This is a genomic window from Sphaerisporangium album, assembly GCF_003323745.1.
Taxonomy (GTDB): domain Bacteria; phylum Actinomycetota; class Actinomycetes; order Streptosporangiales; family Streptosporangiaceae; genus Sphaerisporangium; species Sphaerisporangium album.
Map to the genome: position 1 here is coordinate 40,261 of NZ_QOIL01000031.1, position 21,520 is coordinate 61,780.

Consider the following 21,520-nt stretch of genomic DNA (forward strand, 5'->3'; position numbering starts at 1 on the left):
CAGAAGACGGACGCGGGTCTATCTCTACATCGAGAATGGCAGCGACACGCCGCCACTTATCAGGCGACCACTCGGGTAGCTGAGCGGCCTTTCGCTTGCCCCACTCCTGAGCAAGCTTGAGATGTGGCACCAATTCATCGGGTACCAGCGGGGGCTCCTTTCACCGCAGGGAGCCACCGACGCACTGGAAGACGAAAGCACCATCGCAGGCATGCCGAAGATACGGCATGATGTGACGATGATGCTTTCAGCGAGAGTAATTTGGAGTGTTTGTAAGTTTATGCGCGATGTTTTATAGACCGGTTGGCGCGCCAATTTATTGGCCTACCGCTGGGCCGGGCACATCCAGCGGAACAGCAACCTTATATGTTTGTTTTAGTATTCCCGGTAGTTTATTCGCGCCGAATCGTATCGCGTGCCGGTTTCTCGCTGTCCCTGTCGCTCGTGGTCGGATGGCCTGGACACCTCTAGATCTACCACGCTGACAACGAATAGGGGGAGGTCAAAGTTCCATTGGCAGCCGCATCGGCCACCTTTCGTAGGTGTCCCTCAGCGTCCCCAGACGTCCAAGGGCGTCCGTAGCCGTCCCACCATTCCAGGAAACAGGTAAGGGAGCTGTCACCCCGGGTAAGGGTGGCAGCTCCCTGCCCAGTTAGAGACGTCCTAGACGTCCTCACGTCCGATCGGTTCGAGAAGATCGGGATTGAACGGAGCCCGCCCCGTCCGGCCACTCGGATGGACGATCACGGCGACGAGCGCTTCCCGCACGTACATGCGCTTACGCGACAGAGGCAGCCCACCATCCTCCTCTGGTAGGTACCAGCGCTTGCGGATGTCCGCCACGTTGATGTCTGTCCGCGCCTGCGCCGCTCTTACGGCACCCTCGAATTTATTCTTCTCGGCGCGCAGTTCGGCAACGTCGCGCTCCAGATCAGGTAGCAGCCGGTAGAACAGTTCAGCCGTGACCTTCCGAGGCTTGCCCATGAATGCGGAAATGTGCTCATTAAGAGCGGCTTCCGCTTCGTTGAGTTCTGCGAGGCGAGGCCATTCCGTCGAGACGGGAATTCGACGGATTTCCGCTTCTTCTAGCTTAGCTAAAACAGCTTCGGAAACGTACATGTCAACGAGGTCACCACGTCGAGACAGCGCGCCGCAACCGCCCGCGCTACGCGCCGGGCAATGGTACACGTGATGGCCCAGTTCCGGACGTTGGGCAACTCGAAGCTTTGTGTTGCATATACCGCCGTCCGCTTTCGGCCGCCCGCAGCGGAGAATTCCGGTGAGCAAGTAGCGGTGTTCACGGTAATCGGATGGGAGCAACTCGCCCGGTACGCCATCCTGTCCGACACTGCGCCCGTTGCGCGTAGTGAAGATCGCTTGCACTGTCACCCATTCATCCGGGGTAAGGATGGCTTCCCACTGCCCGACCACCGGGTTACCGTCGTCATCTCTCACAAGCTCGTCACCGAGCCGACGCCAGCCGCAAAGCCGAGGGTTCGAGAGGGTTCCCTTAAGCACGTGGACTCGCCAGTCTCCCCCACGAGGAGTCCTCACGCCATCCCGATTCCATGCGTTGACGATGGAGCGCAATGAGCTACCGCCGATGAAGTCGCGCGCTGCCTGACGCAGCAAAGGCGCCTCCTTCGGATCGAGCGAAACACGGTCAGCCTGCCAGCCGAACGGCCGATGTCCCCCCACCGGGATACCTTCCTCCGCCCTCCGCCGATGCGCCCGCCTCGCGCGACGCTGCATCTTCCTGACTTCCATCTTCGAGATCACTGCCCCGAACAGGCCCATGCTTTCGACGTCTTCGCTGTACAGGTTCTTGGTCTGTTTGGCGTCCGCGTACACGAAACCGTCGTTATAGGTGAACGCCTCCACGAAGCGCTCAAAGTCACCAGGGCGACGAGTCAGGCGATCATCGGCCACGACGACGACGCCGCGAACCTGAGTCCCGTCATCGAGCTTGCCAACACGCAGGGCCTTGACCATCGTTTCGAAGTCGTCACGCACGACGTCAGCCTTTGCCGCAGACTTGTCGTTGTCCGTGAACTCGTGGACAACCGTCCAGCCGTGCCGAGCAGCCGTCTCCCGGTTGACCTTGTGTTGGTCACGCACACCGTGTTCGTCCTTCTTCGTGTCTGCCGAGATCCGCGCGTACGACACCACCGGAACGACGTCCGAGGTCAGCGCCTTGAGCTTCGTCATGTGTGCCTCCTAGGTAAAGAGTATCCCTAGGCACTGTTCTACTTGCAGACGTTGTTCTCGTTCTTCAACGCGCCGCTGTTCGCGACGTTCATCATCGGCCTGTTCTGGCGGCGGATGACCGCGTGGGCCGGGTTCTGGGGCCTGCTGTCGGGGACCGTCGCCGCGTTCGCGTCCTACATCCTGTTCAAGGTGGGCGTGCTCGACTTCGGCACCGAGCTGAACGCCACCTTCTGGGGCGCGGGCACCGCGTTCGTCGTCGACGCGGTGGTCTCGATCGTCGTCACCCTGCTCACCACGCCGAAGCCGGAGAGCGAACTGCGCGGGCTGGTCTACGGCCTCAGCGACGCCTCGATCGCGGACGACGCGCTGGCGGGCGACAGGGCGTGGTACCGCTCGCCGATCATCCTCGGCGTGGGCGCGATCGTCCTCGGCGCCCTGCTGTACATCCCCTTCGCCTGAACCTTCCCTGATCGATACGGAGAACCCCTGTGAGCGAGGAGACCACCCGCAAGCGCGCCGCACGGCTGTTCGACATCCGGCGGATCATCGGCGGGCTGTTCGTGGTGTACGGCGTGATCCTGACGATCACCGGGCTGCTCGACGGCCAGGCCGAGGTGGCCAAGGCCGAGGGCGTGCGCATCAACCTCTGGACGGGCCTGGCGATGATCGTCGTCGGGGTCGTCTTCGTCGTCTGGGAACGGCTGCGTCCGTACGACGCGCCGGACGCGTCCCCCGAGTCCGAATCCGAGTCGGCGTCGAGGTCGGCGTCGGAGGGGGAAGCGGGCCGGCCGGGGGCATAGACCTCCAAGAGGGACGACAGGTCGTGTAACTTTCAGCCCCGGCAGGGCATCAGCGCAGGTGGGCAAGCCGCCCGGCATCGCCTCCCTTCCTCGGCCCGCTCGCCCGTCCTTACCATCGCGGCGCGGACCAATCGGAGGTGAAGGATGGCGGCACGGCGCGCGTTCCTCGTGGCGATGACGGCCCTGGCGGGGCTGCTGGCCTACCTGCTCGTCGTACCGCCCGCCGGGGCCGCGACGGTGCGGATCATGCCCCTGGGCGACTCGATCACGGGCTCCCCCGGCTGCTGGCGCGCCCTTCTGTGGAACAGGCTGGCCCAAAGCGGGTACACGGGCCTGGACTTCGTCGGGACGCTGCCGCCGCAGGGCTGCTCGGTCCCCTACGACGGCGACAACGAGGGCCACGGGGGCGCCCTCGTCACCAACGTGGCCGACCAGAACCAGCTCCCGGGCTGGCTGTCCGCCACCCGGCCCGACGTCGTGCTGATGCACTTCGGGACCAACGACGTGTGGAACAACCGCTCCCCGCAGACGATCCTCGCCGCGTACGGGAAGCTGGTCGACCAGATGCGGGCGAGCAACCCGAACATGAAGGTCCTGGTCGCGCAGATCATCCCGATGAACCCGAGCAACTGCGCCGAGTGCGGGCAGCGGGTGGTCGCGCTGAACGCCGCCATCCCGGGCTGGGCGCAGGCGAAGTCCACGTCCGCGTCGCCGGTCGTGGTCGTGAACCAGTGGGCCGGGTTCAGCACGGCCGGTGACACCTACGACGGCGTGCACCCGAACGCGGCGGGCGACCAGAAGATGGCGGACGCCTGGTACACGGCGCTGACCGGCGTCCTCGGCGGAACGCCCCCGCCGTCGCCCACTCCTACGCCGACCCCCACCCCCACGGTGACGCCCACGCCTCCTCCGACAGGCGGCGGCTGCGCGGCGACGTACAAGATCACCAACTCGTGGCAGGGCGGGTTCGGCGCCGAGGTCACGGTCAGGAACGGCGGCACCTCCGCCATCACCGGGTGGACCGTCGCCTGGACGTTCGCCAACGGGCAGACGATCACCCAGCTCTGGAACGGCACGCCGACGCAGACCGGCGCCGCGGTGACCGTACGGAACATGAGCTACAACGGCGCCCTCGCCCCCGGCGCCTCGACGGCCTTCGGCTTCAACGGCTCCTGGACCGGCACGAACACGGCCCCCGCGACCGTCGCCTGTACCCCGGCCTGACCGCGCACGACCCGGCCTACCGCACGTTCACCTCGACCTTCCGCCCGTCAGGATCGACGAGCACATGCCTTCCCCGGGGCAGACCGGGGGAGGCATCGCCGTCGAGGTCGAACCCGATCCGCAGAAAACCGGTCGCGCGCTCCGCCGTGGCCGGATAGATCTCCAAGACGAGACCGCCGGGCAACTCGGCCGCGACGTGCTCGTGCCCACCCCCGTGCCGCTCCTCGCGGAACCCCAGCCCCAGCTCTTCGTAGAAGTCACGGCATTCCTCCGCCCTCGTGCTGTAGATGACCAGCAGAGAGGCGCGGGCCCTCATGTCCCGTCCGGGCGGTTCCGGCGACATGCCGAGAATCCTAGGAAACCGCCAGGCTCGACCCCCGCGCGGGCGGGTTCGAGCGCGGTGTCCCGTTTTTGGGCCTTGTGACGGATCGGCCGCAGGGCTACGATCACGACAACTCTTAGGAAACTTTCTTAAAAGAAAGCGTTGTCTCCCGGCCGCGCCCCCCGCCCGGGGCCCGCGGTCCAGGGCAGCCACCCGCCCTCCGCCGCGCCGACGATGCCCGGTGACCTCTCGCGCCCGGGCGACAGAAGGGTTGTCCCCCCATGAAGCGAACCCCCCGCCTAGTGGCGCTGGCAGTATCGCTACTGCTGGCGACCGTAGGTGTCCTCCTCACGCAGACATCGGCTCAGGCGGCCAACCTGCTCGCGAACCCGGGCTTCGAGTCCGGCACGCTCTCCCCCTGGACGTGCACCGGCGGGCTCGGCTCGGTCGTCGGCTCTCCCGTCCGCTCCGGGACCAAGGCGCTCTCGGGCGCGGCGAGCTCCTCCGACACCGCCCAGTGCACCCAGACCGTGACCGTCCGGCCCAGCACCGCGTACACCCTGACCGCCTGGGTGCGCGGCAGCTACGTGTACCTCGGCGTGAACGGCGGCGGCTCCACCTGGACCTCGTCCACGTCCGCGTTCACGCAGCTCACCGTCCCCTTCACCACCGCGGCCGGCCAGACATCCGCGGTCATCTACCTGCACGGCTGGTACGGGCAGGGCACGTACTACGCCGACGACGTCAGCTTCGACGGCCCCGGCACCCCCCCGTCGCCGACGCCCACGCCGACGGCCACCCCCACGGTGACGCCCACCCCGACGCCGACACCCACTCCCACGATCACGCCTACCCCCACCCCCACCTCGACGGGCGGGACCACGTGCGCGGTGAAGTCGCGGCCGGCGGGCAAGGTCCTGCAGGGGTACTGGGAGAACTGGGACGGCGCCTCGAACGGCGTCCACCCGCCGCTCGGCTGGATCCCGATCACCGACGCCCGCATCAAGCAGCACGGCTACAACGTGATCAACGCGGCGTTCCCCGTCATCCGCTCCGACGGTACGGTCCTGTGGGAAGACGGCATGGACTCCACCGTCAAGGTCGCGACCCCGGCTGAGATGTGCGCCGCCAAGGCCGCCGGAGCCACGATCCTGATGTCCATCGGCGGAGCGACCGCCGGCATCGACCTCGGCTCCAGCACCGTCGCCGACCGCTTCGTCGCGACCATCGTGCCGATCCTCAAGCGGTACAACTTCGACGGCATCGACATCGACATCGAGACCGGACTCTCCGGCAGCGGCAACATCAACCAGCTGTCCCCCTCCCAGTCCAACCTCATCCGCATCATCGACGGCGTCCTCGCCCAGATGCCGTCCAACTTCGGCCTCACCATGGCGCCCGAGACGGCGTACGTCACCGGCGGCAGCGTCACCTACGGCTCGATCTGGGGCGCCTACCTGCCCATCATCAAGAAGTACGCCGACAACGGCCGCCTCTGGTGGCTGAACATGCAGTACTACAACGGCAGCATGTACGGCTGCTCGGGCGACTCCTACTCGGCGGGCACCGTTCAGGGCTTCACCGCCCAGACCACCTGCCTGAACAATGGCCTGGTCATCCAGGGCACCACGATCCGCGTCCCCTATGACAAGCAGGTTCCCGGCCTGCCCGCCCAGCCCGGCGCCGGCGGCGGCTACATGTCCCCGTCCCTGGTCAGCCAGAGCTGGAACGCCTTCAGCGGCCAGCTCAAGGGCCTGATGGACTGGTCCATCAACTGGGACGGTTCCAAGAACTGGACCTTCGGCGACAACGTCAAGAGCCTCCAGGGCCGCTGACCGTACCGCCCTTCAAGGCCACTCCCGAGTTCCTCCAAGGCCACTCCCGAGCTCGAACGGGAGTGGCCTTCCCATTCCCCCCGAGCCGCGGACCTCCGCAGCCCGGAGCGAGGCCGGCGCCCTGCGCACAACGCGCCACCGGCGGAGCGGCCCGCGACCCGACGCCTCGACGCCTCGACGGTGAATACGATCGGAATGATCTGCCGAGCGCACATCGGAGGATTTTCCACGTGAACCGCGCACTTCCCACCAGCCGTTCCATCCGCTCCATGGACGACGTCATGGACCTCATGGACCGGCTCTTCGCCTCCGACGCGGACCGCTGGACGGCCAACGCCTCAACCTGGTGGGACGACTTCTACACCGACCGCTCCAAGCCGATCCCCTTCTTCGCCACCAAGCCCGACGAGAACCTCGCGTCCTACGTGGAGCGAGGACTGGTGGCGCCGGGACGCGCGCTGGACTTCGGCTGCGGGCCGGGCCGCAACGCCATCCACCTGGCCTCCCTCGGCTTCCAGGTGGACGCCGTCGACCTCTCCCCCACCGCCGTGGCATGGGCCGGGCAGCGCGCCCGTGAGGCCGGCGCCGACGTCCGCTTCCTCTGCGGCGACGCCTTCACCCCCGCCCTGCTGTCCGGCCCGTACGACCTCGTCTACGACTCCGGCTGCCTGCACCACCTGCCGCCGCACCGCCGCGTGACCTACCGCGCCCTCCTGGACCGAGTGCTGGCCCCCGGCGGCCACTTCGCGCTCACCTGCTTCGCCGCCGGAGCCGCCATGGGCTCCGAACTCCCCGACGACGCCCTCTACCGCGACGGCCACCTCCACGGAGGCCTGGCCTTCACCCCCGACGACCTCCGCTGGCTCTTCCACGACCTCACCGAGCTGGAACTCCGCCCCATGACCGCCCACCCCGAAACCGCCGATGTCTTTGGCGTCCCCTACCTCCTGACCGCCCTCTTCCACCGGTCTGTGTAGCGAACACCGGAGATCACCCGAATCCGGCTAGGGTCGGCGTGTGCGCGTCCGCCAGTACGTCTACTTCGCCGTGGTCAGCGACACCCTCGAAGCCACGGAGATGACCGCCCGCGTCGGCTTGGCCCCGGACGAGATCAGGATCCGAGGCGCCTCGGGCGCCCTGCCACCCCGCCCGGCCGCGCACGCGTGGAAACTGACCTGCCGCGACGCGGGCCAGCCCCTCGACGAGATGATCTCCCGCCTGCTCGACCGCCTCGAACCGTACGCAGAGCGGATAGCACGGCTGGTAGAAGACCTGAACCGCGACGAGACCGGCCCAAGCGCGGTCCTGCGAGTCGTGCGCTACTTCAACGACGAGGAGGGCGAAGAGGAGGACACGAGCTCACCGGATCCGGCGGCCGAAAAGTATCCAGGCCAACACCACCTACTCGGCTGGCACCTGGACCGCCGGACGTTACGATTCCTGGCCTCGGTGCACGCCGACCTCGACGTGGACGAGTATGGGTGAGGCGTCATGACGGGTTCATGGGGATGGGACCTGCTGATCGGGCTCGCGGTCGCGCTGGTGGCCACCTGGCTGGTGCTGCTCATCGCGCTGGCGATCGCCCGCCCGCGCGGCGGGCTGCTACGGGAGGCGCTGCGGCTGCTCCCCGACGTGCTGCGCCTGGTACATCGCCTGGCCGCCGACCGCGACCTGCCCCGCGGGGTCCGCGTACGACTGGCGCTGCTGCTGGCGTACCTCGCCTTTCCCCTCGACGTGGTACCCGACTTCATCCCCGTCCTCGGCTACGCCGACGACGCCATCATCGTCACGGCGGTGCTGCGCTCGGTGGTCCGCCGCGCCGGCTTGGAGGCGGTCCGCCGCCACTGGCCCGGCACCGACGACGGCTTCACCGTCCTGGCCCGACTGACCGGCCTCGACAAGCCGCCCGCCGACATGTGAGCCCGGGGAGGCGCTCACCTGCTTCCTCGCCGTCAGTCGCGGCCGGACTTGTCATCCTTTCTGGGGAAACCGATGATGATCATCTCGGTGGCGTCGACCTTTCCCGGGACGCGGCCGGTGCTGTCGGGAAAGTTGTTGTCCTGGGCGATCAGGATTCGGTTGCCGGGTAGGGGCAGCAGCGCCTCGACCGACTGCAACGGGAACTTGAACGGGTCGCCCTGGCCGTATCCCGGGGTGCGCGAGCCGATCAGCGCGGGATTGCGCAGGTTCAGCAGATCGGCGACCTCGGTCTTGACGAGAAAGCCCTGGGCGTCGACCTTGCGCCGGTCGATCAGGTAGACGCGCTTGAAGGTGGCGGCCGGCCCCTCGTCGTCCTCGCGCTCGATCAGGATGGCCCGGTTGGCGTTCTGTCCCTCCTTCGCCTCAGATTGAGATGGCAAGCCGGTATCTGCGGGCCGGCGGGACCCGTGATCCTTGAACGCGCGGGGTAAGTCACGGGTGGTCACCCCCGGAGGCGATGGAGCGCGTGCTTTCGTCCCAGCAATTCGAATGACACGCGGACTCCGCTGATCCGCTCCATCAGGATGAACGCGTGGATTCGCCAATCCTCCAGCAGCCCCTCTCCTGGGATACGGCCTTCCTGAACGTCGGCGTATCTCTCGTGCAGGTGGCACAGACCGATGAGGTGCTTCTCGATGGGCGCCGTGTCCCCCCAGATGTCTTCTCCGTAGGAGAATCTGCACACGAGGCGCCCTTCGCGGGCGTAGTACAACCTGAACCGATACAGGGTCTCGCTTCCTATCAGGCATACTGCTTCACCGTCGGCGGAGAGCCGCTCAAGCGCCCCGAAAGCTCGATCGCCGGACAACTCGATCGCGAGGAACCAGGGTGGCTCCTCGGCCAACATCAGGAAGCTTCCCACTGTGCCCTCAACAAGGTCCTCGTACGACTCATCGACCAGGTCTTCCAGATCGCTCATGGTGACGTCGAGCACGTCAACGTCGAGAGCTTGGATCACCTGGTCACCCGAGGTCGCCTGGCACCATGTCATGCAGAGCTCTCCGATGGAATGGCTCCGCTCGATCAGATCCCTGTAGTGCGTCTCGATGTCGGCGAGCAAGGCCGGTCCTTTCCGGTGAATTCGTGTGTCTCGACACGGACGGTCGCCGCGAAGCGACGGGTGGCGCTTCGCGGCGACCGTCCGTTCTGTTAAACGGCTAGCTAGTTCGCTACTTTGACGTAGAAGCTGCAGAAAGCATGCTTGGTGTCCTGTCCCGTGTCCGGATGTGCCGAGCACCCGATAGTGGTTTAGAACCAGCCCGAAAGGCTGCCTACGCTCCGGCAAGGGCTGTACGGAATGAGCTTGACCGCCACGTTGCAGTTGACGGAATCTCCAGACTCGCCGACCGACCCCTCATGGGTGGCGGCGAAGGGAACCTCGGAGCGCAGCGCCGCGGTTGTGCGGGCCGATTCCTCCCACTCGGGGATGTCGAGCTTGGTTCAGGCCACTTTCACCGAGTGGCCCCCGAAGTCGGCCACCACATCCAGCGCTCCGCCAAGTCCGACGACGTAGGACCGGTGCCGGTCCCATCCCGTGAACATCGGTTCACGACTGCTCTCGGTGGCACTCGACTGCGGGAGGAGCGTGAGCCACACCCTGGGAACACCAGGTCAACGAAGGTTCGGTGTGACCGTTAAGTAGGGCGGGTGGGACTTGAACCCACGACCGACGGATTATGAGTCCGCTGCTCTGACCGGCTGAGCTACCGCCCCGCAAGCCTGGAGTCTCTCATAAGTTGGCGTCCATGTGAGCACAGGAAGATGTTCACTTTAGTCGGTGCCCGGACAAGTTTGGTCGCGGTGACGCAGGAGGCGGCGTTCGCGGTCCATGGACGGGGATGGGGGCGATGATCACTACAGTGCGGTAAGTGATCATGATTCGGCTCCTTCGCCCTGTGCGGGTGGCTTTGGCCGTGCTGTTGGTCCTGGGCGGGGCCGCGGTCGTTCGGGTGAAGTCGAGGTGATCGACTGTTTCGTCGACTCCGTCGGTGGCTCGGCGTTCGTGGAGTGCGACGATCGGACGGCCGAGGCCGAGATACGCGCGCAGGCGTTCACGCCCGGGGAGGCGCTGGCCGCGGAGTGCGAGCCGATCACCTGGGACACCAGTCAGGCTCCAGGCCGGTCGAAGAGGCCGCTTCGGCGGAACCGGAAGTGATCTCGACGTTCGAGCCGACTCCCGGCTCCAGCGCCCGGACGCCGGATCCGGTGGCCGCGGCTCCGGTGGGGACAGCACTTCGATAGCGGGCGCGCGATTTGTGCCCTTCTCTGTGGGCGATGGCGGTTATCGTGGCGGAGTGGCCGAGACGGGGGAAGTCGTCGGGGAGCGTTACCGGCTGGTCGAGATGATCGGGGCCGGGGGGATGGGCAGGGTCTGGCGGGGGCTGGACGAGTTGCTCGACCGGGAGGTCGCCGTCAAGGAGGTTCTGTTTCCTCCTGGTATGGACGCGGCCGAGCGTGAGTTGATCGGCAGGCGGGCGATGCGGGAGGCACGCGCGGCGGCGCGGCTGAGCCATCCGGGCATCGTGGCGGTGTACGACGTCATCACCCGTGACGGCTCTCCGGTCATCGTGATGGAGTTCGTGCGCGGTCCGTCCCTGCATCGGCGGATCGCCGAGGAGGGACGGCTGGCGTCGGCCGAGGTGGCGCGCATCGGCGTCGAGATGCTGTCCGCGCTGGAGGAGGCGCACACGGCGGGCATCGTGCACCGCGACCTGAAGCCCGCGAACGTGATGCTGGCAGGCAGCCGGGTGGTCATCACCGACTTCGGCATCGCCAGCCTGGCCGGGGACGCGACGCTGACGGTGTCCGGGGAGGTCATCGGCACGCCGGCGTTCATGGCGCCCGAGCAGGCGCACGGCCTGCCGATCACGCCGGCCTGGGACCTGTGGTCGCTGGGGGCCACGCTGTACGCCGCGGTCGAGGGCATTCCGCCGTACACCGGGCCGAACGTGATGGCCGTCCTGTCCGCCCTGCTGACCCGGGACCCGGAGCCGACGGCGCACGCGGGCCCTCTCGCGCCGGTGCTGGAGGGCCTGCTGTGCCGGGATCCCGAGCAGCGGCTCACGGCCGAGCAGGCCAGGCGGCTGCTTCTCGCCGCGAGCGCCGAACGCCCGCACCCGGCACCCTCCGGCGCCGAACGCCCGTCTCTGGCCGCCTCTGGTGACACGCTCGGGCGACCGTCCTCCCCCGGAGCGCCGCCCCGGGACGCGGCGCCCGTGGACGGGCCTCCCCGGAATCCCGTGGACGGGCCTCCGCAGGATGCCGTCGCCGTCGCGGACGCCGCCCCGGTCGCGGACGCCGCCCCGGTCGCGGACGCCGCCCCGGTCGCGGACGCCGCCCCGGTCGCGGACGCCGGCTCGCCCTCCGAGGCGGACCAGGTGCCGCCGCTCTCCCCGCGCCCGGACGCCGTGGCCAGGCGGCGGATGTCGCGGCGGGAGGTGCTCTTCCTGACGGGTGTCGCCGCCGTCGTCATCGGTGTGCCGGCCGGTGTCACCCTCGCGATCGGTACGGACCCGGACCGCCGACGGCCGAGCAACGTGAACCTGGGGAGCTGGGCCCCGTTCGCGACGCTCAACGGGGACGGGCCGGTCGGGTCGGTGGCGTTCAGCCCGGACGGCACGACTCTGGCCGCGGGCAGTGGCGGGACGGCGCGTCTGTGGGACGTGTCCCTGCACGACACCATCGCCACCCTCGGCACCAGCGACGAGACCGTGCGCACGGTGGCCTTCAGCCCGGACGACCGAATGCTCGTCACCGGAAGCCAGGATGGCCGGGTGCGATTATGGGACATCTCCGGGCAGAAGGCCGTCGCCACGCTCCCCCGCCCGGCCGGATCGTACGGCGCCATCGCGTCGGTGGCCTTCAGCCCGGACGGCCGGACGATCGCCGTCGGCGGGGAGCGCGCGTGGCTGGGGCTGTGGAGGCTGGGGGAAGGCAGGGCCGTCAGCGCCCTCCACGGCCATACCGGTGACATCCACGCGGTCGCCTTCAGCCCGGACGGGACGACGCTGGCCAGCACCGGCTCGGACAAGAAGGTCCTGCTGTGGGACGTCGCGCGACGGAAGGCCGCGCGCGGCCTGACCGGACATTCCGCCATCTTCAGCTCCCTGGCCTTCAGCCCGGACGGGGCGACCCTCGCCGCCGGTGGTAGCGACCACACGGTGACCATGTGGGACGTCGCCGGGCGCGAGCCCGTCGCCACGCTGACCGGCCACACCCAGCCGGTGAACGCGGTGGCCTTCAGTCCCGACGGACTTACCCTCGCCAGTAGCGGTCTCGACCGGACCGTCCGGTTCTGGGACGTCCCCCGCCGTCGGTACGTCGAGGAGTTCTCCGAGGACTCGTGGTACTCGGAGGACGGGTCCGAGCAGGGGGAGGTGATGTCGGTGGCGTTCAGCCCAGACGGGCGCATGCTGGCCACCGGCCTCAAGGGCGGGATCGTGCGGCTGTGGCGGGCACGCTGAGCGGACGGGCGCCATGCCAGAATCGCCACGCAAGGGACGGAACGCGATCACCGTGCATGTGCGGGCGGGGTCGTTGAACGCGGTGCGGTCGTCGAACTCGGCGGGATAGCTGGGAGAGGTGGGAGAGCTCGTGAGCCGGGTCCTGTACGTCATCGTCTGCGCGGCCGGCGCGGCGCGGGACGTGGGCACGTTGGTGGGCCTGGCCCAGGACGCCGGGTGGGAGGTCCAGGTCGTCGCCACTCCGTCCGCGCTGGACTTCGTCGACGTGCCCGCGCTGGAGGAGCAGACCGGCCGGCCCGTGCGCAGCCGCTACCGCAAGCCGGACGAGCCGAAGCCGCCCCGCCCGGACGCCATCGTCGTCGCCCCGGCCACGTACAACACGGTGAACAAGTTCGCGCGGGGCATCGCCGACACCTACGCCCTCGGCCTGCTCGCCGAAGCCCCCGGCCTCGGCATTCCCGTCGTCGTGCTGCCGTTCGTGAACAGCGCGCTGGCCGGGCGGGCGCCGTTCCGCCGCAGCGTCGCGGAGCTCGGCGCCGAGGGGGTCCGCGTCGTCCTCGGACCGGGTGAGCCGCACGCGCCCGGCTCCGGCGAGGACGAGCTGGACGCGTTCCCCTGGCACCTCGCCCTCGCCACGCTCCAGGAGGCCGTCAAGTCTCATAACGACTAGTAATCGAGGATCGCCACGAGCAGCACGGCGATCATGGCGAGCAGGGCCTGGATGACGCCGCCGAACACGTGCCCGTTTCGACGCGCTGCCCCCGGGCGAGCGCGATCTGATCCGGCTGACCTTCCTCGACGACGCCTACCGATCCCTGTACGCGGACTGGCCGCGCGCCGCACGCGAGTGCGTGGGCGGTCCTGCGGATGGAGGCGGGCCGCCACCCCGACGACCCGGCGCTGAACGCGCTGGTGGGCGAACTGTGCGTACGGGACCCGGACTTCAGGACCTGGTGGGGAAGTCACACGGTGCGCGGCCCCAGGCAGCTCGGCAAGACCTACCACCACCCGGTCGTGGGCGCCCTCACCCTGGACGTCCTGCAGCTGTCCGTCGAGACACGACCCGACCAGCACCTGGTGGCCTACACCGCCCCGCCCGGCTCCCCGTCCCACGAGGCACTGCGCTTCCTGCTCCAGTGGTCCGCCCACACCACCGACCCCCAGCACGACCACGCCCCGGGCCACCGGGAGTAGAACACACCGTTCCCCTGCGGGCACGGTCAGCGGACGGGGGCGGGGCACGTCCGAAGAGGGCCCCGCCCTGCCGCGATCAGACCTCGCCGCTCTCGATGGCCTCCTTGAGCCCCAGCTGCGTCTGCTCATGGGAGGCCACACCGTTCGTGACGACGAACTCGATCAACGAGGTGTCCGCGTCGAAGGTGAGGCGCTCGGTGACCTGGGTCTTCCCGCCGGGAAGCCTCTTGAAGAGGATCTTCTGGTGCGTGACCACGCCGGGCAGCGACCAGGTGTCCGTCTCGTAGTAGAGATCCTCCTGGTGGATGCGCTGTTGCGCGTGCGTCTTGTTGGTGACGATCGCACCCTCGTACGGGATCTCTTCGATGGCGGTGAAGTTGACGTAGCGCGTGTCGTACCGGCACCAGTCCTTGTGGGTGACGACGCGCTTCAGGAACGAATGCCTGCCGACGTGATTGTTGATGTTCGAATACTTCTCGAAGACGCGTTGCACGGGGGCGTCGATCTGGATGGAGATCTCGGCCGTCTCACGGCTCCGTCCTGACTCCGGAAGGGGCGGTGCGGTGTCGTAGAACCTGTACGTGTCCCACGCGGCCTGCCATTGAAGGGCGAGTTCGGCGTCACTCTCAGGAGTGTCCGCGCGGGCCGGACCGGCGAAGGCGGTGAGAACGAGGATCGCGGCGAACAACGGACCCGCAACCAGGCGAAGGAGATTCTTCACGTATGCCTCAAGAGTAGACAGTAGGTGTAAATGATCTTCTATCGCACAAAATGGTGATTGAGAACCCGTCGCGCCAAAGACACGAGCATCCCGCGCTGTGACGTCGCGTGCCACCGGCGAGCGCGGCCCCGGGCCGCCCGCGGCCCCTCGGCCGTTCCTAGGTACGGCACTCCCAGGAAACTCGTGACCTTGTTGCACCTCGTTGAGCTGGACAGACTCGATTCTGTCAGCGGCGGGACACAGCCCGCCGAACAGGCAACAGACGCGGAAGGCGAACATCATGGCCACCTGGTTCATCACCGGAGCATCCCGTGGACTGGGCGCCGAGATCGCACGCACCGCCCTGGCGAAGGGCGACGACGTGGTGGTCGCGGTGCGCAACCCGGACCGCCTGCCGGAGGCCCTGAAGAAGTCGGACAACGTGCTCACCGTCGCCCTGGACGTCACCAAGAGCGCGGACATCCCCGCCGCCGTCCAGGCCGCGACGGACCGGTTCGGCGGGATCGACGTCCTGGTCAACAACGCCGGCCGCGGCCTGCTCGGCGCACTGGAGGAGATCACCGAGGCCGAGGCCCGCTCCCTGTTCGACCTGAACGTCTTCGGCCTGATCAACATGACCCGAGCGGTACTGCCGGTCATGCGCCGCCAGGGCTCGGGCAAGCTCGTCCACATCGGCTCGCGATCCGGATTCGAGGGCGAGCCCGGCGTGAGCATGTACAGCGCGTCGAAGTTCGCCGTGGCCGGGATCAGCGAGGCGCTGTCGGCGGAGCTGGCGCCCTTCGGCATCCGATCCATGGTGGTCGAGCCCGGCGTGCTGCGCACCGACTTCCTGGACGCCAGCTCTCTGTCGCTGGCCGGCGCCCGGATCCCCGCGTACGACGGCACTCCCGCGCACGTCACCCTGGACTGGGCCGGCACCGCCAACCACACCCAGCTCGGCGACCCGGTCAAGAGCGCCGCCCTGATCTACGAGGTCACCACCCAGGACGAGCTGCCCGCCCACCTGTACCTCGGGCCCGACACCATCCAACGGCTCCAGGTCAAACTACGCCAGATCGAGCGGGACCTGGCTCCGTGGCGGGAGAAGTCCGCCGCCACCGCCCACGGCGACGCCGCCTGAACCATTTCCGGGCCGCCGCAGCACGCGAGGGCCCCGTATCCATCCGTGAACGAAAGAGGTGTCAGCCATGTCCACTCTGCTCACCGGAACCCCGCTGGCCGGCCGCGTGGCCGTCGTCTCCGGCGCCTCCAGCGGTATCGGCGCGGCCACCGCGCAGCGCCTGGCCGGACTCGGCGCCAAGGTCGCCGTCCTCGCCCGGCGCAAGAACAGGCTCGATGAGCTGGTCGGCTCCATCGGCGCGGCCGGCGGCACCGCGATCGCGATCCCCGTCGACGTCACCGGCCGCGACGCCGTCCACGCCGCGGCCGCCCAGGTCGCCGAGCAGCTCGGCACCGCCGACCTCGTGTTCAACAACGCGGGCGTCCAGCTCGTCTCCGGCATCACCGAGCTACGTCTGGACGATTGGCAGCGCCAGATCGACCTGAACATCACCGGCGTCATGAACGTCATCGGCGCCTTCCTGCCGCACCTGAACGCCGCCGCCGACGCGGGTCGCCCCGCGGATCTGATCACCACGTCCTCCATCGCCGCCACCAGGATCCTGGAGAAGTTCTCGATCTACTCCGGCACCAAGGCGTACATCAGCCACCTGACACGACTGCTGCGGGTCGAGCTGGGCCCGCGGAACGTCCGGGTGGCCACCATCGAGCCTGGCATGGTCGACACCGAACTGCCCAGCCACGTCACCGACCCGGACGCCAGCAGGCTGATGGAGGGACTGCTCAACGAGATCGATCCGCTGCAGTCCGCCGACGTCGCCGAGACCGTGGCGTTCATCGCCTCGGTTCCCCGGCACGTCAACCTCACCGAGATCATCATCCTGCCCACGGCCCAGGCCATCTGAGCGGCGCCATGGTGGCGCCTGTCTCCTCCAACGCCACCACCCTCGACCTGCGCGACCGCATGACCAAGTGGCAGTACCCGCCCCGATAGCCCGCTCCCCCACGACCCACCGGAAAGACGTGAACGCCGTGACCACTCCCGCGACCCCGCCCCTGGAGCACCTTCGCCGCCACCCTGGCCGCCGCGTCCTGCTCACCGGCGCCACCATCGTCACCATGGACCCCGGCCTCGGCGTCCTGCCCCGGGCGGATCTGCTCATCGAGGGCGGCCGCATCGCCGCCGTCGCCCCGGACCTGCCCATCGGCGACGCGCTCGTCATCGACGTGACCGGCTCGATCCTGGCCCCCGGCTTCGTTGACACCCACCGGCACGCCTGGGAGGCCCAGCTGCGCCGGAGCATGCCGGACGTCAACGACCTCGGCGAGTACGTCATGACGACCCTGGCCGGCATCGCCCCGGCCTATCAGCCGCACGACATGTACATCGGCACCAAACTGGCCGCGCTGACCGCCATCGACAGCGGCATCACCACCATGCTCGACTTCTCCCACAATTCCCGCACCGCGGCCCACTCCGACAGTGCCATCCAGGCCCTCCTCGACACCGGCATCCGCGCCGTGCACGCCTCGATGCGCCCGCACTTCGGCGACTGGGACGGCCAGTGGCCCGCCGACCTGACCAGGCTCAAGAACACCTACTTCGCCTCCGGCGACCAGCTCCTCACCCTGCGCCTGGCCGTCCTGGCCACCGAGGAGATCGCCGGCCCCGATCTCGCCTACGGCCCTCGGCTCGCCCGCGTCGCCCGCGATCTCGGCATCGGGGTCAGCATCGACGCCGTCTTCGGAGTCCCGTCCTCCGACGCCATCCTCGGCTGGGCCAAGGAAGGCATCCTCGGACCGGACGTCACGCTCATCCACTGCACCGGCCTGACCGGCCCCGCCTGGCGGGCGATGGCCGACGCCGGCGCCGCCGTGTCCCTGGCGCCCACCTCCGACGCGCAGATCGGGCTGGAGAACGCCGTCCCGGCCATCGACGAGGCACTCACCGCCGGCATCCGGCCCGGCCTGAGCATCGACGTCGAGGTGGCCCTGGCCAGTGACATGTTCACCCAGATGCGCGCCCTGCACGCCATCCAGCGGATGCGTGCCGTCAACGCCGCCTACGGCACCATGGACACGCCCGCCCGGATCGGCGTACACGACGTGCTCGACTTCGCCACTCTGCAGGGCGCCAACAGCATCGGCCTCGGCGGCGTCACCGGTTCCCTCACCCCCGGCAAGCAGGCCGACCTGCTCGTCGTGCACGCCGAGGACCTGAACAACATGCCACTCAACGACCCGATCGGCACCCTCGTCCTCGGCTCCGACCCGCGCAACATCGACGCCGTCTTCATCGCCGGCCAGGTCCGCAAATGGGCCGGCACCGTCCTTGACGTCGACCTGCCCACGCTGCGCCAGGACGTAAGCGACTCGCGCGACCGCGTCCTGAAGGCCGCACACCGCTCCTGACCAGGAAGAAGGTCCGTGCCGTCGACTACCTCAACGCCGCGCCGTGCCACGAGTCACCACCTAACAGGACCAGACCATGCTCAAACACCCGCTCCCCCTCATCGGACTGTTCACCACGCTGATCGCCTGCACCGGCCCCGGCACCGGCCGGTCACCGGCCGCCCCGCACCCGTATGTCGGCATGTGGGTCACCGCCGACGGCCGCATCCGCCAGGAGCTCCTGCCCAACGGGCGTTACGAGGAGGAACGCGACGGCCGCGAACGCGCCTACACCGGCCGCTACACCGTGACCGGCACGCACCTCGACTACCTCGACGACCTCGGCTTCACCGCCACCGGCGACGTCCGCGACGGAGTGCTCTACCACGAGCACCTCGTGCTCTACCGCGAGCGGTAGCACCGGGTGGAGGCCACCGGGGTCATGGCGTGAGATGGCACGCCTTCTGCACGCCCGGCAGGGGGTCGATGCCGAAGGCGGTGATAGTGCACGCCGTGCCATCGGTGAACGACTTGAAGACGTACCGGCCGCGTGCTCCGAACGCGACTTCCCGTGACCCGGAGAAGCCGCAGGTGCCGTTCTCTCCCGCGCAGGTTGTGGGATAGCCGGACGGGCCGCCGGCCTTCGTGTAGCACGCCTTCGATTCTCCGTAGATGGGTTCGCCGAAGGTCGCGTTGGCGCAGGGGGTGTCGCCGTTCGCGGTCGCGTAGGTGAAGGCGCCGTAGGCGCCGTAGGCGATCGGCTGGCCGTTCGCCGCCGCACAGGTACCGTTCTCCGCCGCGCACTGGCTCCAGCCGCCGGCGGGCGCACCGGCCGGTGCCACGTAGCAGGCCTTCACCACGTTCGCGATCGGATCACCGAAGACACCGTTGTCACAGCTCGTAGGGCTGTTGACCACCCGGTAGGTGAAGGCGCCGTTCGCCCCGTACGCGACCGTCCGCGGGGCCGTGACCGCGCAGACCCCCTTCTCCGCCGCGCAGGACGTGTACCCGCTCGGCCCGCCGAGGGGGGCGACAAAGCAGGATTTCTGGATGCCCTTGGCGGAGTCGCCGCCGAAGGCCGCGCTCGTGCACGCCGTGCCCGAATCCACCGTCCGGTACTTGTACGATCCCGCCCCGAAGGCCACCACCCGGGTGCCCGGGAACGAGCACTGCCCGCCCTCGCCGGCGCACTTGCCGAATCCGGCCGGCAGGTCGGCGGCCACGGGCAGCAGCGGCGCGGGAGGATTCCCGAGGCCTGAGGCGCTGAAGGTGTAGGTGCCCGGGGCGACACCGGTGAGATAGACGTAGGCGGCGTCCTGGGTCGCGCCGGTGACCGCGGGCTGCGGGGTGAAGGTCCCGTTCCTCCACACGGTGACGCCGTTGACGGAGATCGTCGGGTTGCCGCCGAACTTCGGGATGCCGACCTTGCCGGTGGTGCCGGCCGGGCTGACCAGGTTGGAGGTGAACGTGCCCGCCGGCGCGTCGCGGGACCACGAGGCGGACAGCGCGCCCTGCGGCAGGGTGATGCGGCCTTCCACGGTGGTCAGATCACCGGGATGCGGTACGAAGCGGTACTGCCCGGCCTGTGGCTCCGGTGCGATGCCGAGGACGCTGAAGGTCAGCGCCGCCGTCGGCCCCGTGGACCAGCCGTGGGCCAGGCTCATGAAGGCGTCCCCGTAGGCGAACCCGCCGTCGGCGTCGATGCCCTCCCAGAAGGTGCTCTTCGTGCCGATGGGGCTGTCGAGCATGTAGCCCCAAGTCCGCCGGATCTGGGCCAGCCCCGCGTGGTCGTCGTTCGCCGTGAAGTGCGCGTTCACCTCCATCGATCCGGTGAAGGGGTGAACTCCGCCGTCCCACTCGGGGGTCGTCCCGCCGAAGACGTTCCAGCGCTCGGTGAGCTTGCGGACGATGCCGCCGGCCTTCGCCGGTGAGTCGGTGAGTCCGAACCAGACCGCCAGCGCGTTCCGCCTCGCCCGCTACCCCTCCCCTCCTGCCCCAAGCGAGGAGGCCACCGCCCTGCGACGCCTCACGGTCGCCGCCCTGGCCGAACTCCCCGCCCTCGCCGAACGCCTCCACGTGCCGGAACACACCGCACGAGGACTCTCCCTGGACCTGCGAGGCCATGCCGCCCTGTCCGGCACCGCCGCCCCCGAGGAGGAGCAGGGCCGGACGCAGAAGGCCGCCTACGCCCTGGAATCCGCTCTCCTGGACGTCAAACGCGCCGCCCTCGCCGACCTCCGCGCCCAAGGCGACTTCGACGACGGCGTTCTGCGTCACGTCGAACACGTCCTCGACATCGAGGCGCACCACCTGGCGACCAAGACCGCCCTGCTCTCCGGGTCACCCACCGGCCGGGTGTGATCGCCAACGTGGACGCGGGCCGGCCCGCGCAGGCGGCCGGCGAACGGCGATGCCGGCCTTCGGTGGAGATCAGGGCTGGACGGCCAGCGCGCCCAGCAGGGCCAGAGCCTCGGCCGAGCGAGATCCCGGGGCGGCCGGTTGGGCGATCAGACGCTGACCCGGAGCGCTGACGATCGGGAAGATCTCGGTTTTCAGGTGCAGTTCGCCCACATCGGGGTGGAAGAACCTGTCGCCCTGCACTGTCGCCCCGCGTGGTTCGCGCCCGGCCCACAGCCGCCGGAAGTCCGGACTGCTGATCGACAGCTCGCCGATCAGTTCCCGCACGCGCTGCTCCTCGGGGGCCTCGCGGGCCAGCCGGCGCAGGTCATGTAGGGCGGCCCGCGCGGTGACGTCCCAATCGCGGAAGAACTCCCGCCCGGCGGGATCGAGGAAGATCATGTGCAGCATGTTGCCGCGGAAGGTGAAACGACTGTGCAACGCCTCCGCCAGCGGATTGCGTACCAGCACGTCCTGGGACCGGCCCAGGACGTAGGCCGGGGCGGTGGTCCAGTCGTTGAGCAGCCACAGCACCCGCGGGCCGACCCGTTCGACGCGGTCCGGCCGGCGCCGCCGCTCCGCGGGGCGCGCCAGCCGGTACAACTCCACCACGGCCGCCTCGTCCAGCCGCAGCGCGTGGGCCAGGCTCTCCACGGTCTGCCGGGTGGGGTGAAGCTCTCGTCCCTGTTCCAGGCGGGTGTAGTGGCCGACGCTGAGGCCGGCCAGCCGTGCGACCTCCTCGCGGCGCAGCCCTGGAACCTGACGGCGGCCCTGGATCGCCAACCCCACCTGCTCCGGCCGCAGCCGCGCGCGGCGGGCGCGCAGGAACTCCCCTAGAGGACTGGTCGCCTCACTGTCCATGACCTCGAGGTTAGGGGAGGAACCGGCGCCGCGATTCCGCTTAGCCTGGGTGCGTTGTACCTAGG

At 68.8% G+C, this 21,520-nt stretch carries 21 protein-coding genes, 1 tRNA gene and 2 pseudogenes; 16 read left to right on the plus strand and 8 right to left on the minus strand.

Annotation, left to right across the window (positions count from 1 at the left end; all coding sequences use genetic code 11):
• Positions 1-663: 663 nt before the first annotated feature.
• Positions 664-2,208: a recombinase family protein gene (locus DQ384_RS36990; protein ID WP_114033539.1), complete on the minus strand. Its 1,545-nt coding sequence runs from the start codon at positions 2,206-2,208 to the stop codon at positions 664-666.
• 42 nt (positions 2,209-2,250) lie between these two features.
• On the opposite strand from DQ384_RS36990, the gene DQ384_RS36995 reads away from it, so the two are divergent.
• The 3 genes from DQ384_RS36995 to DQ384_RS37005 all read left to right on the plus strand — a co-directional run bounded on the left by DQ384_RS36995 (position 2,251) and on the right by DQ384_RS37005 (position 4,232).
• Positions 2,251-2,667: a hypothetical protein gene (locus tag DQ384_RS36995; RefSeq protein WP_147269040.1), complete on the plus strand. Its 417-nt coding sequence runs from the start codon at positions 2,251-2,253 to the stop codon at positions 2,665-2,667.
• 29 nt (positions 2,668-2,696) lie between these two features.
• Complete coding sequence (locus tag DQ384_RS37000) at positions 2,697-3,008, plus strand: hypothetical protein (RefSeq protein WP_220183339.1); 312 nt, start codon at positions 2,697-2,699, stop codon at positions 3,006-3,008.
• Between the two features lie 144 nt (positions 3,009-3,152).
• On the plus strand, positions 3,153-4,232 hold the full coding sequence (locus tag DQ384_RS37005) for a cellulose binding domain-containing protein (protein WP_114033542.1): 1,080 nt from the start codon (positions 3,153-3,155) through the stop codon (positions 4,230-4,232).
• A gap of 16 nt (positions 4,233-4,248) precedes the next feature.
• Here the strand turns inward: DQ384_RS37005 and DQ384_RS37010 are convergent, their stop codons facing one another.
• Positions 4,249-4,575 carry a VOC family protein gene (locus tag DQ384_RS37010; protein ID WP_245967045.1) on the minus strand — a complete coding sequence of 109 codons (327 nt, stop codon included), beginning with the start codon at positions 4,573-4,575 and terminating at the stop codon, positions 4,249-4,251.
• 260 nt (positions 4,576-4,835) lie between these two features.
• Here DQ384_RS37010 and DQ384_RS37015 point away from each other — a divergent pair, with 260 nt between their 5' ends.
• The 4 genes from DQ384_RS37015 to DQ384_RS37030 all read left to right on the plus strand — a co-directional run bounded on the left by DQ384_RS37015 (position 4,836) and on the right by DQ384_RS37030 (position 8,309).
• On the plus strand, positions 4,836-6,389 hold the full coding sequence (locus DQ384_RS37015; protein WP_114033544.1) for a glycosyl hydrolase family 18 protein: 1,554 nt from the start codon (positions 4,836-4,838) through the stop codon (positions 6,387-6,389).
• A 230-nt stretch (positions 6,390-6,619) separates the two neighbouring features.
• Positions 6,620-7,366: a class I SAM-dependent methyltransferase gene (locus DQ384_RS37020; protein WP_220183340.1), complete on the plus strand. Its 747-nt coding sequence runs from the start codon at positions 6,620-6,622 to the stop codon at positions 7,364-7,366.
• 40 nt (positions 7,367-7,406) lie between these two features.
• Positions 7,407-7,874, plus strand: coding sequence for a DUF4279 domain-containing protein (locus DQ384_RS37025; RefSeq protein WP_114033545.1), 468 nt, complete (start codon positions 7,407-7,409; stop codon positions 7,872-7,874).
• A gap of 6 nt (positions 7,875-7,880) precedes the next feature.
• Positions 7,881-8,309: a YkvA family protein gene (locus DQ384_RS37030; protein WP_114033546.1), complete on the plus strand. Its 429-nt coding sequence runs from the start codon at positions 7,881-7,883 to the stop codon at positions 8,307-8,309.
• Positions 8,310-8,341: 32 nt separating this feature from the next.
• Here DQ384_RS37030 and DQ384_RS41830 read toward each other — a convergent pair whose 3' ends face one another.
• The 3 genes from DQ384_RS41830 to DQ384_RS37040 all read right to left on the minus strand — a co-directional run bounded on the left by DQ384_RS41830 (position 8,342) and on the right by DQ384_RS37040 (position 10,082).
• Positions 8,342-8,815, minus strand: coding sequence for an esterase-like activity of phytase family protein (locus DQ384_RS41830; RefSeq protein WP_181871623.1), 474 nt, complete (start codon positions 8,813-8,815; stop codon positions 8,342-8,344).
• Positions 8,812-9,429: a DUF6461 domain-containing protein gene (locus DQ384_RS41835; RefSeq protein WP_181871624.1), complete on the minus strand. Its 618-nt coding sequence runs from the start codon at positions 9,427-9,429 to the stop codon at positions 8,812-8,814. Before DQ384_RS41835 ends, DQ384_RS41830 begins: the two co-directional genes overlap by 4 nt.
• 579 nt (positions 9,430-10,008) lie before the next feature.
• Positions 10,009-10,082 (minus strand) — tRNA-Ile (locus tag DQ384_RS37040).
• Positions 10,083-10,663: 581 nt separating this feature from the next.
• On the opposite strand from DQ384_RS37040, the gene DQ384_RS37050 reads away from it, so the two are divergent.
• The 4 genes and pseudogenes from DQ384_RS37050 to DQ384_RS37060 form a co-directional block, all read left to right on the plus strand.
• Positions 10,664-12,832, plus strand: a complete 2,169-nt coding sequence (locus DQ384_RS37050) for a WD40 repeat domain-containing serine/threonine protein kinase (protein ID WP_114033549.1) — start codon at positions 10,664-10,666, stop codon at positions 12,830-12,832.
• Positions 12,833-12,962: 130 nt separating this feature from the next.
• Positions 12,963-13,502 (plus strand): flavoprotein, encoded by a 540-nt coding sequence (locus DQ384_RS37055; protein ID WP_245967046.1) that lies wholly within the window; start codon positions 12,963-12,965, stop codon positions 13,500-13,502.
• A gap of 82 nt (positions 13,503-13,584) precedes the next feature.
• Positions 13,585-13,665, plus strand: a pseudogene (locus DQ384_RS44345) (hypothetical protein); the annotation flags it as partial.
• A 25-nt stretch (positions 13,666-13,690) separates the two neighbouring features.
• Positions 13,691-14,026 (plus strand): annotated as a pseudogene (locus DQ384_RS37060) (MmyB family transcriptional regulator); the annotation flags it as partial.
• 76 nt (positions 14,027-14,102) lie between these two features.
• On the opposite strand, the gene DQ384_RS37065 reads toward DQ384_RS37060, so the two are convergent.
• Entirely contained in the window at positions 14,103-14,747 is a 645-nt protein-coding gene (locus tag DQ384_RS37065) for a hypothetical protein (RefSeq protein WP_114033551.1), read from the minus strand.
• 280 nt (positions 14,748-15,027) lie between these two features.
• On the opposite strand from DQ384_RS37065, the gene DQ384_RS37070 reads away from it, so the two are divergent.
• From DQ384_RS37070 to DQ384_RS37085, 4 genes are all read left to right on the plus strand, one after another.
• Positions 15,028-15,867 carry an SDR family oxidoreductase gene (locus DQ384_RS37070; protein WP_114033552.1) on the plus strand — a complete coding sequence of 280 codons (840 nt, stop codon included), beginning with the start codon at positions 15,028-15,030 and terminating at the stop codon, positions 15,865-15,867.
• A gap of 67 nt (positions 15,868-15,934) precedes the next feature.
• Positions 15,935-16,711, plus strand: a complete 777-nt coding sequence (locus DQ384_RS37075; protein WP_114033553.1) for an SDR family oxidoreductase — start codon at positions 15,935-15,937, stop codon at positions 16,709-16,711.
• A gap of 127 nt (positions 16,712-16,838) precedes the next feature.
• Positions 16,839-18,218: an amidohydrolase family protein gene (locus tag DQ384_RS37080; protein ID WP_245967047.1), complete on the plus strand. Its 1,380-nt coding sequence runs from the start codon at positions 16,839-16,841 to the stop codon at positions 18,216-18,218.
• 76 nt (positions 18,219-18,294) lie between these two features.
• On the plus strand, positions 18,295-18,615 hold the full coding sequence (locus DQ384_RS37085) for an Atu4866 domain-containing protein (RefSeq protein WP_114033555.1): 321 nt from the start codon (positions 18,295-18,297) through the stop codon (positions 18,613-18,615).
• A 22-nt stretch (positions 18,616-18,637) separates the two neighbouring features.
• Here the strand turns inward: DQ384_RS37085 and DQ384_RS37090 are convergent, their stop codons facing one another.
• Positions 18,638-20,014 carry a hypothetical protein gene (locus tag DQ384_RS37090; protein WP_147269041.1) on the minus strand — a complete coding sequence of 459 codons (1,377 nt, stop codon included), beginning with the start codon at positions 20,012-20,014 and terminating at the stop codon, positions 18,638-18,640.
• A gap of 118 nt (positions 20,015-20,132) precedes the next feature.
• Here DQ384_RS37090 and DQ384_RS37095 point away from each other — a divergent pair, with 118 nt between their 5' ends.
• A complete protein-coding gene (locus DQ384_RS37095; RefSeq protein ID WP_147269042.1) occupies positions 20,133-20,558 on the plus strand; it encodes a hypothetical protein in 426 nt (141 codons plus the stop codon).
• Positions 20,559-20,627: 69 nt separating this feature from the next.
• Here DQ384_RS37095 and DQ384_RS37100 read toward each other — a convergent pair whose 3' ends face one another.
• On the minus strand, positions 20,628-21,455 hold the full coding sequence (locus tag DQ384_RS37100; protein WP_114033558.1) for a helix-turn-helix domain-containing protein: 828 nt from the start codon (positions 21,453-21,455) through the stop codon (positions 20,628-20,630).
• Positions 21,456-21,520 lie beyond the last annotated feature (65 nt).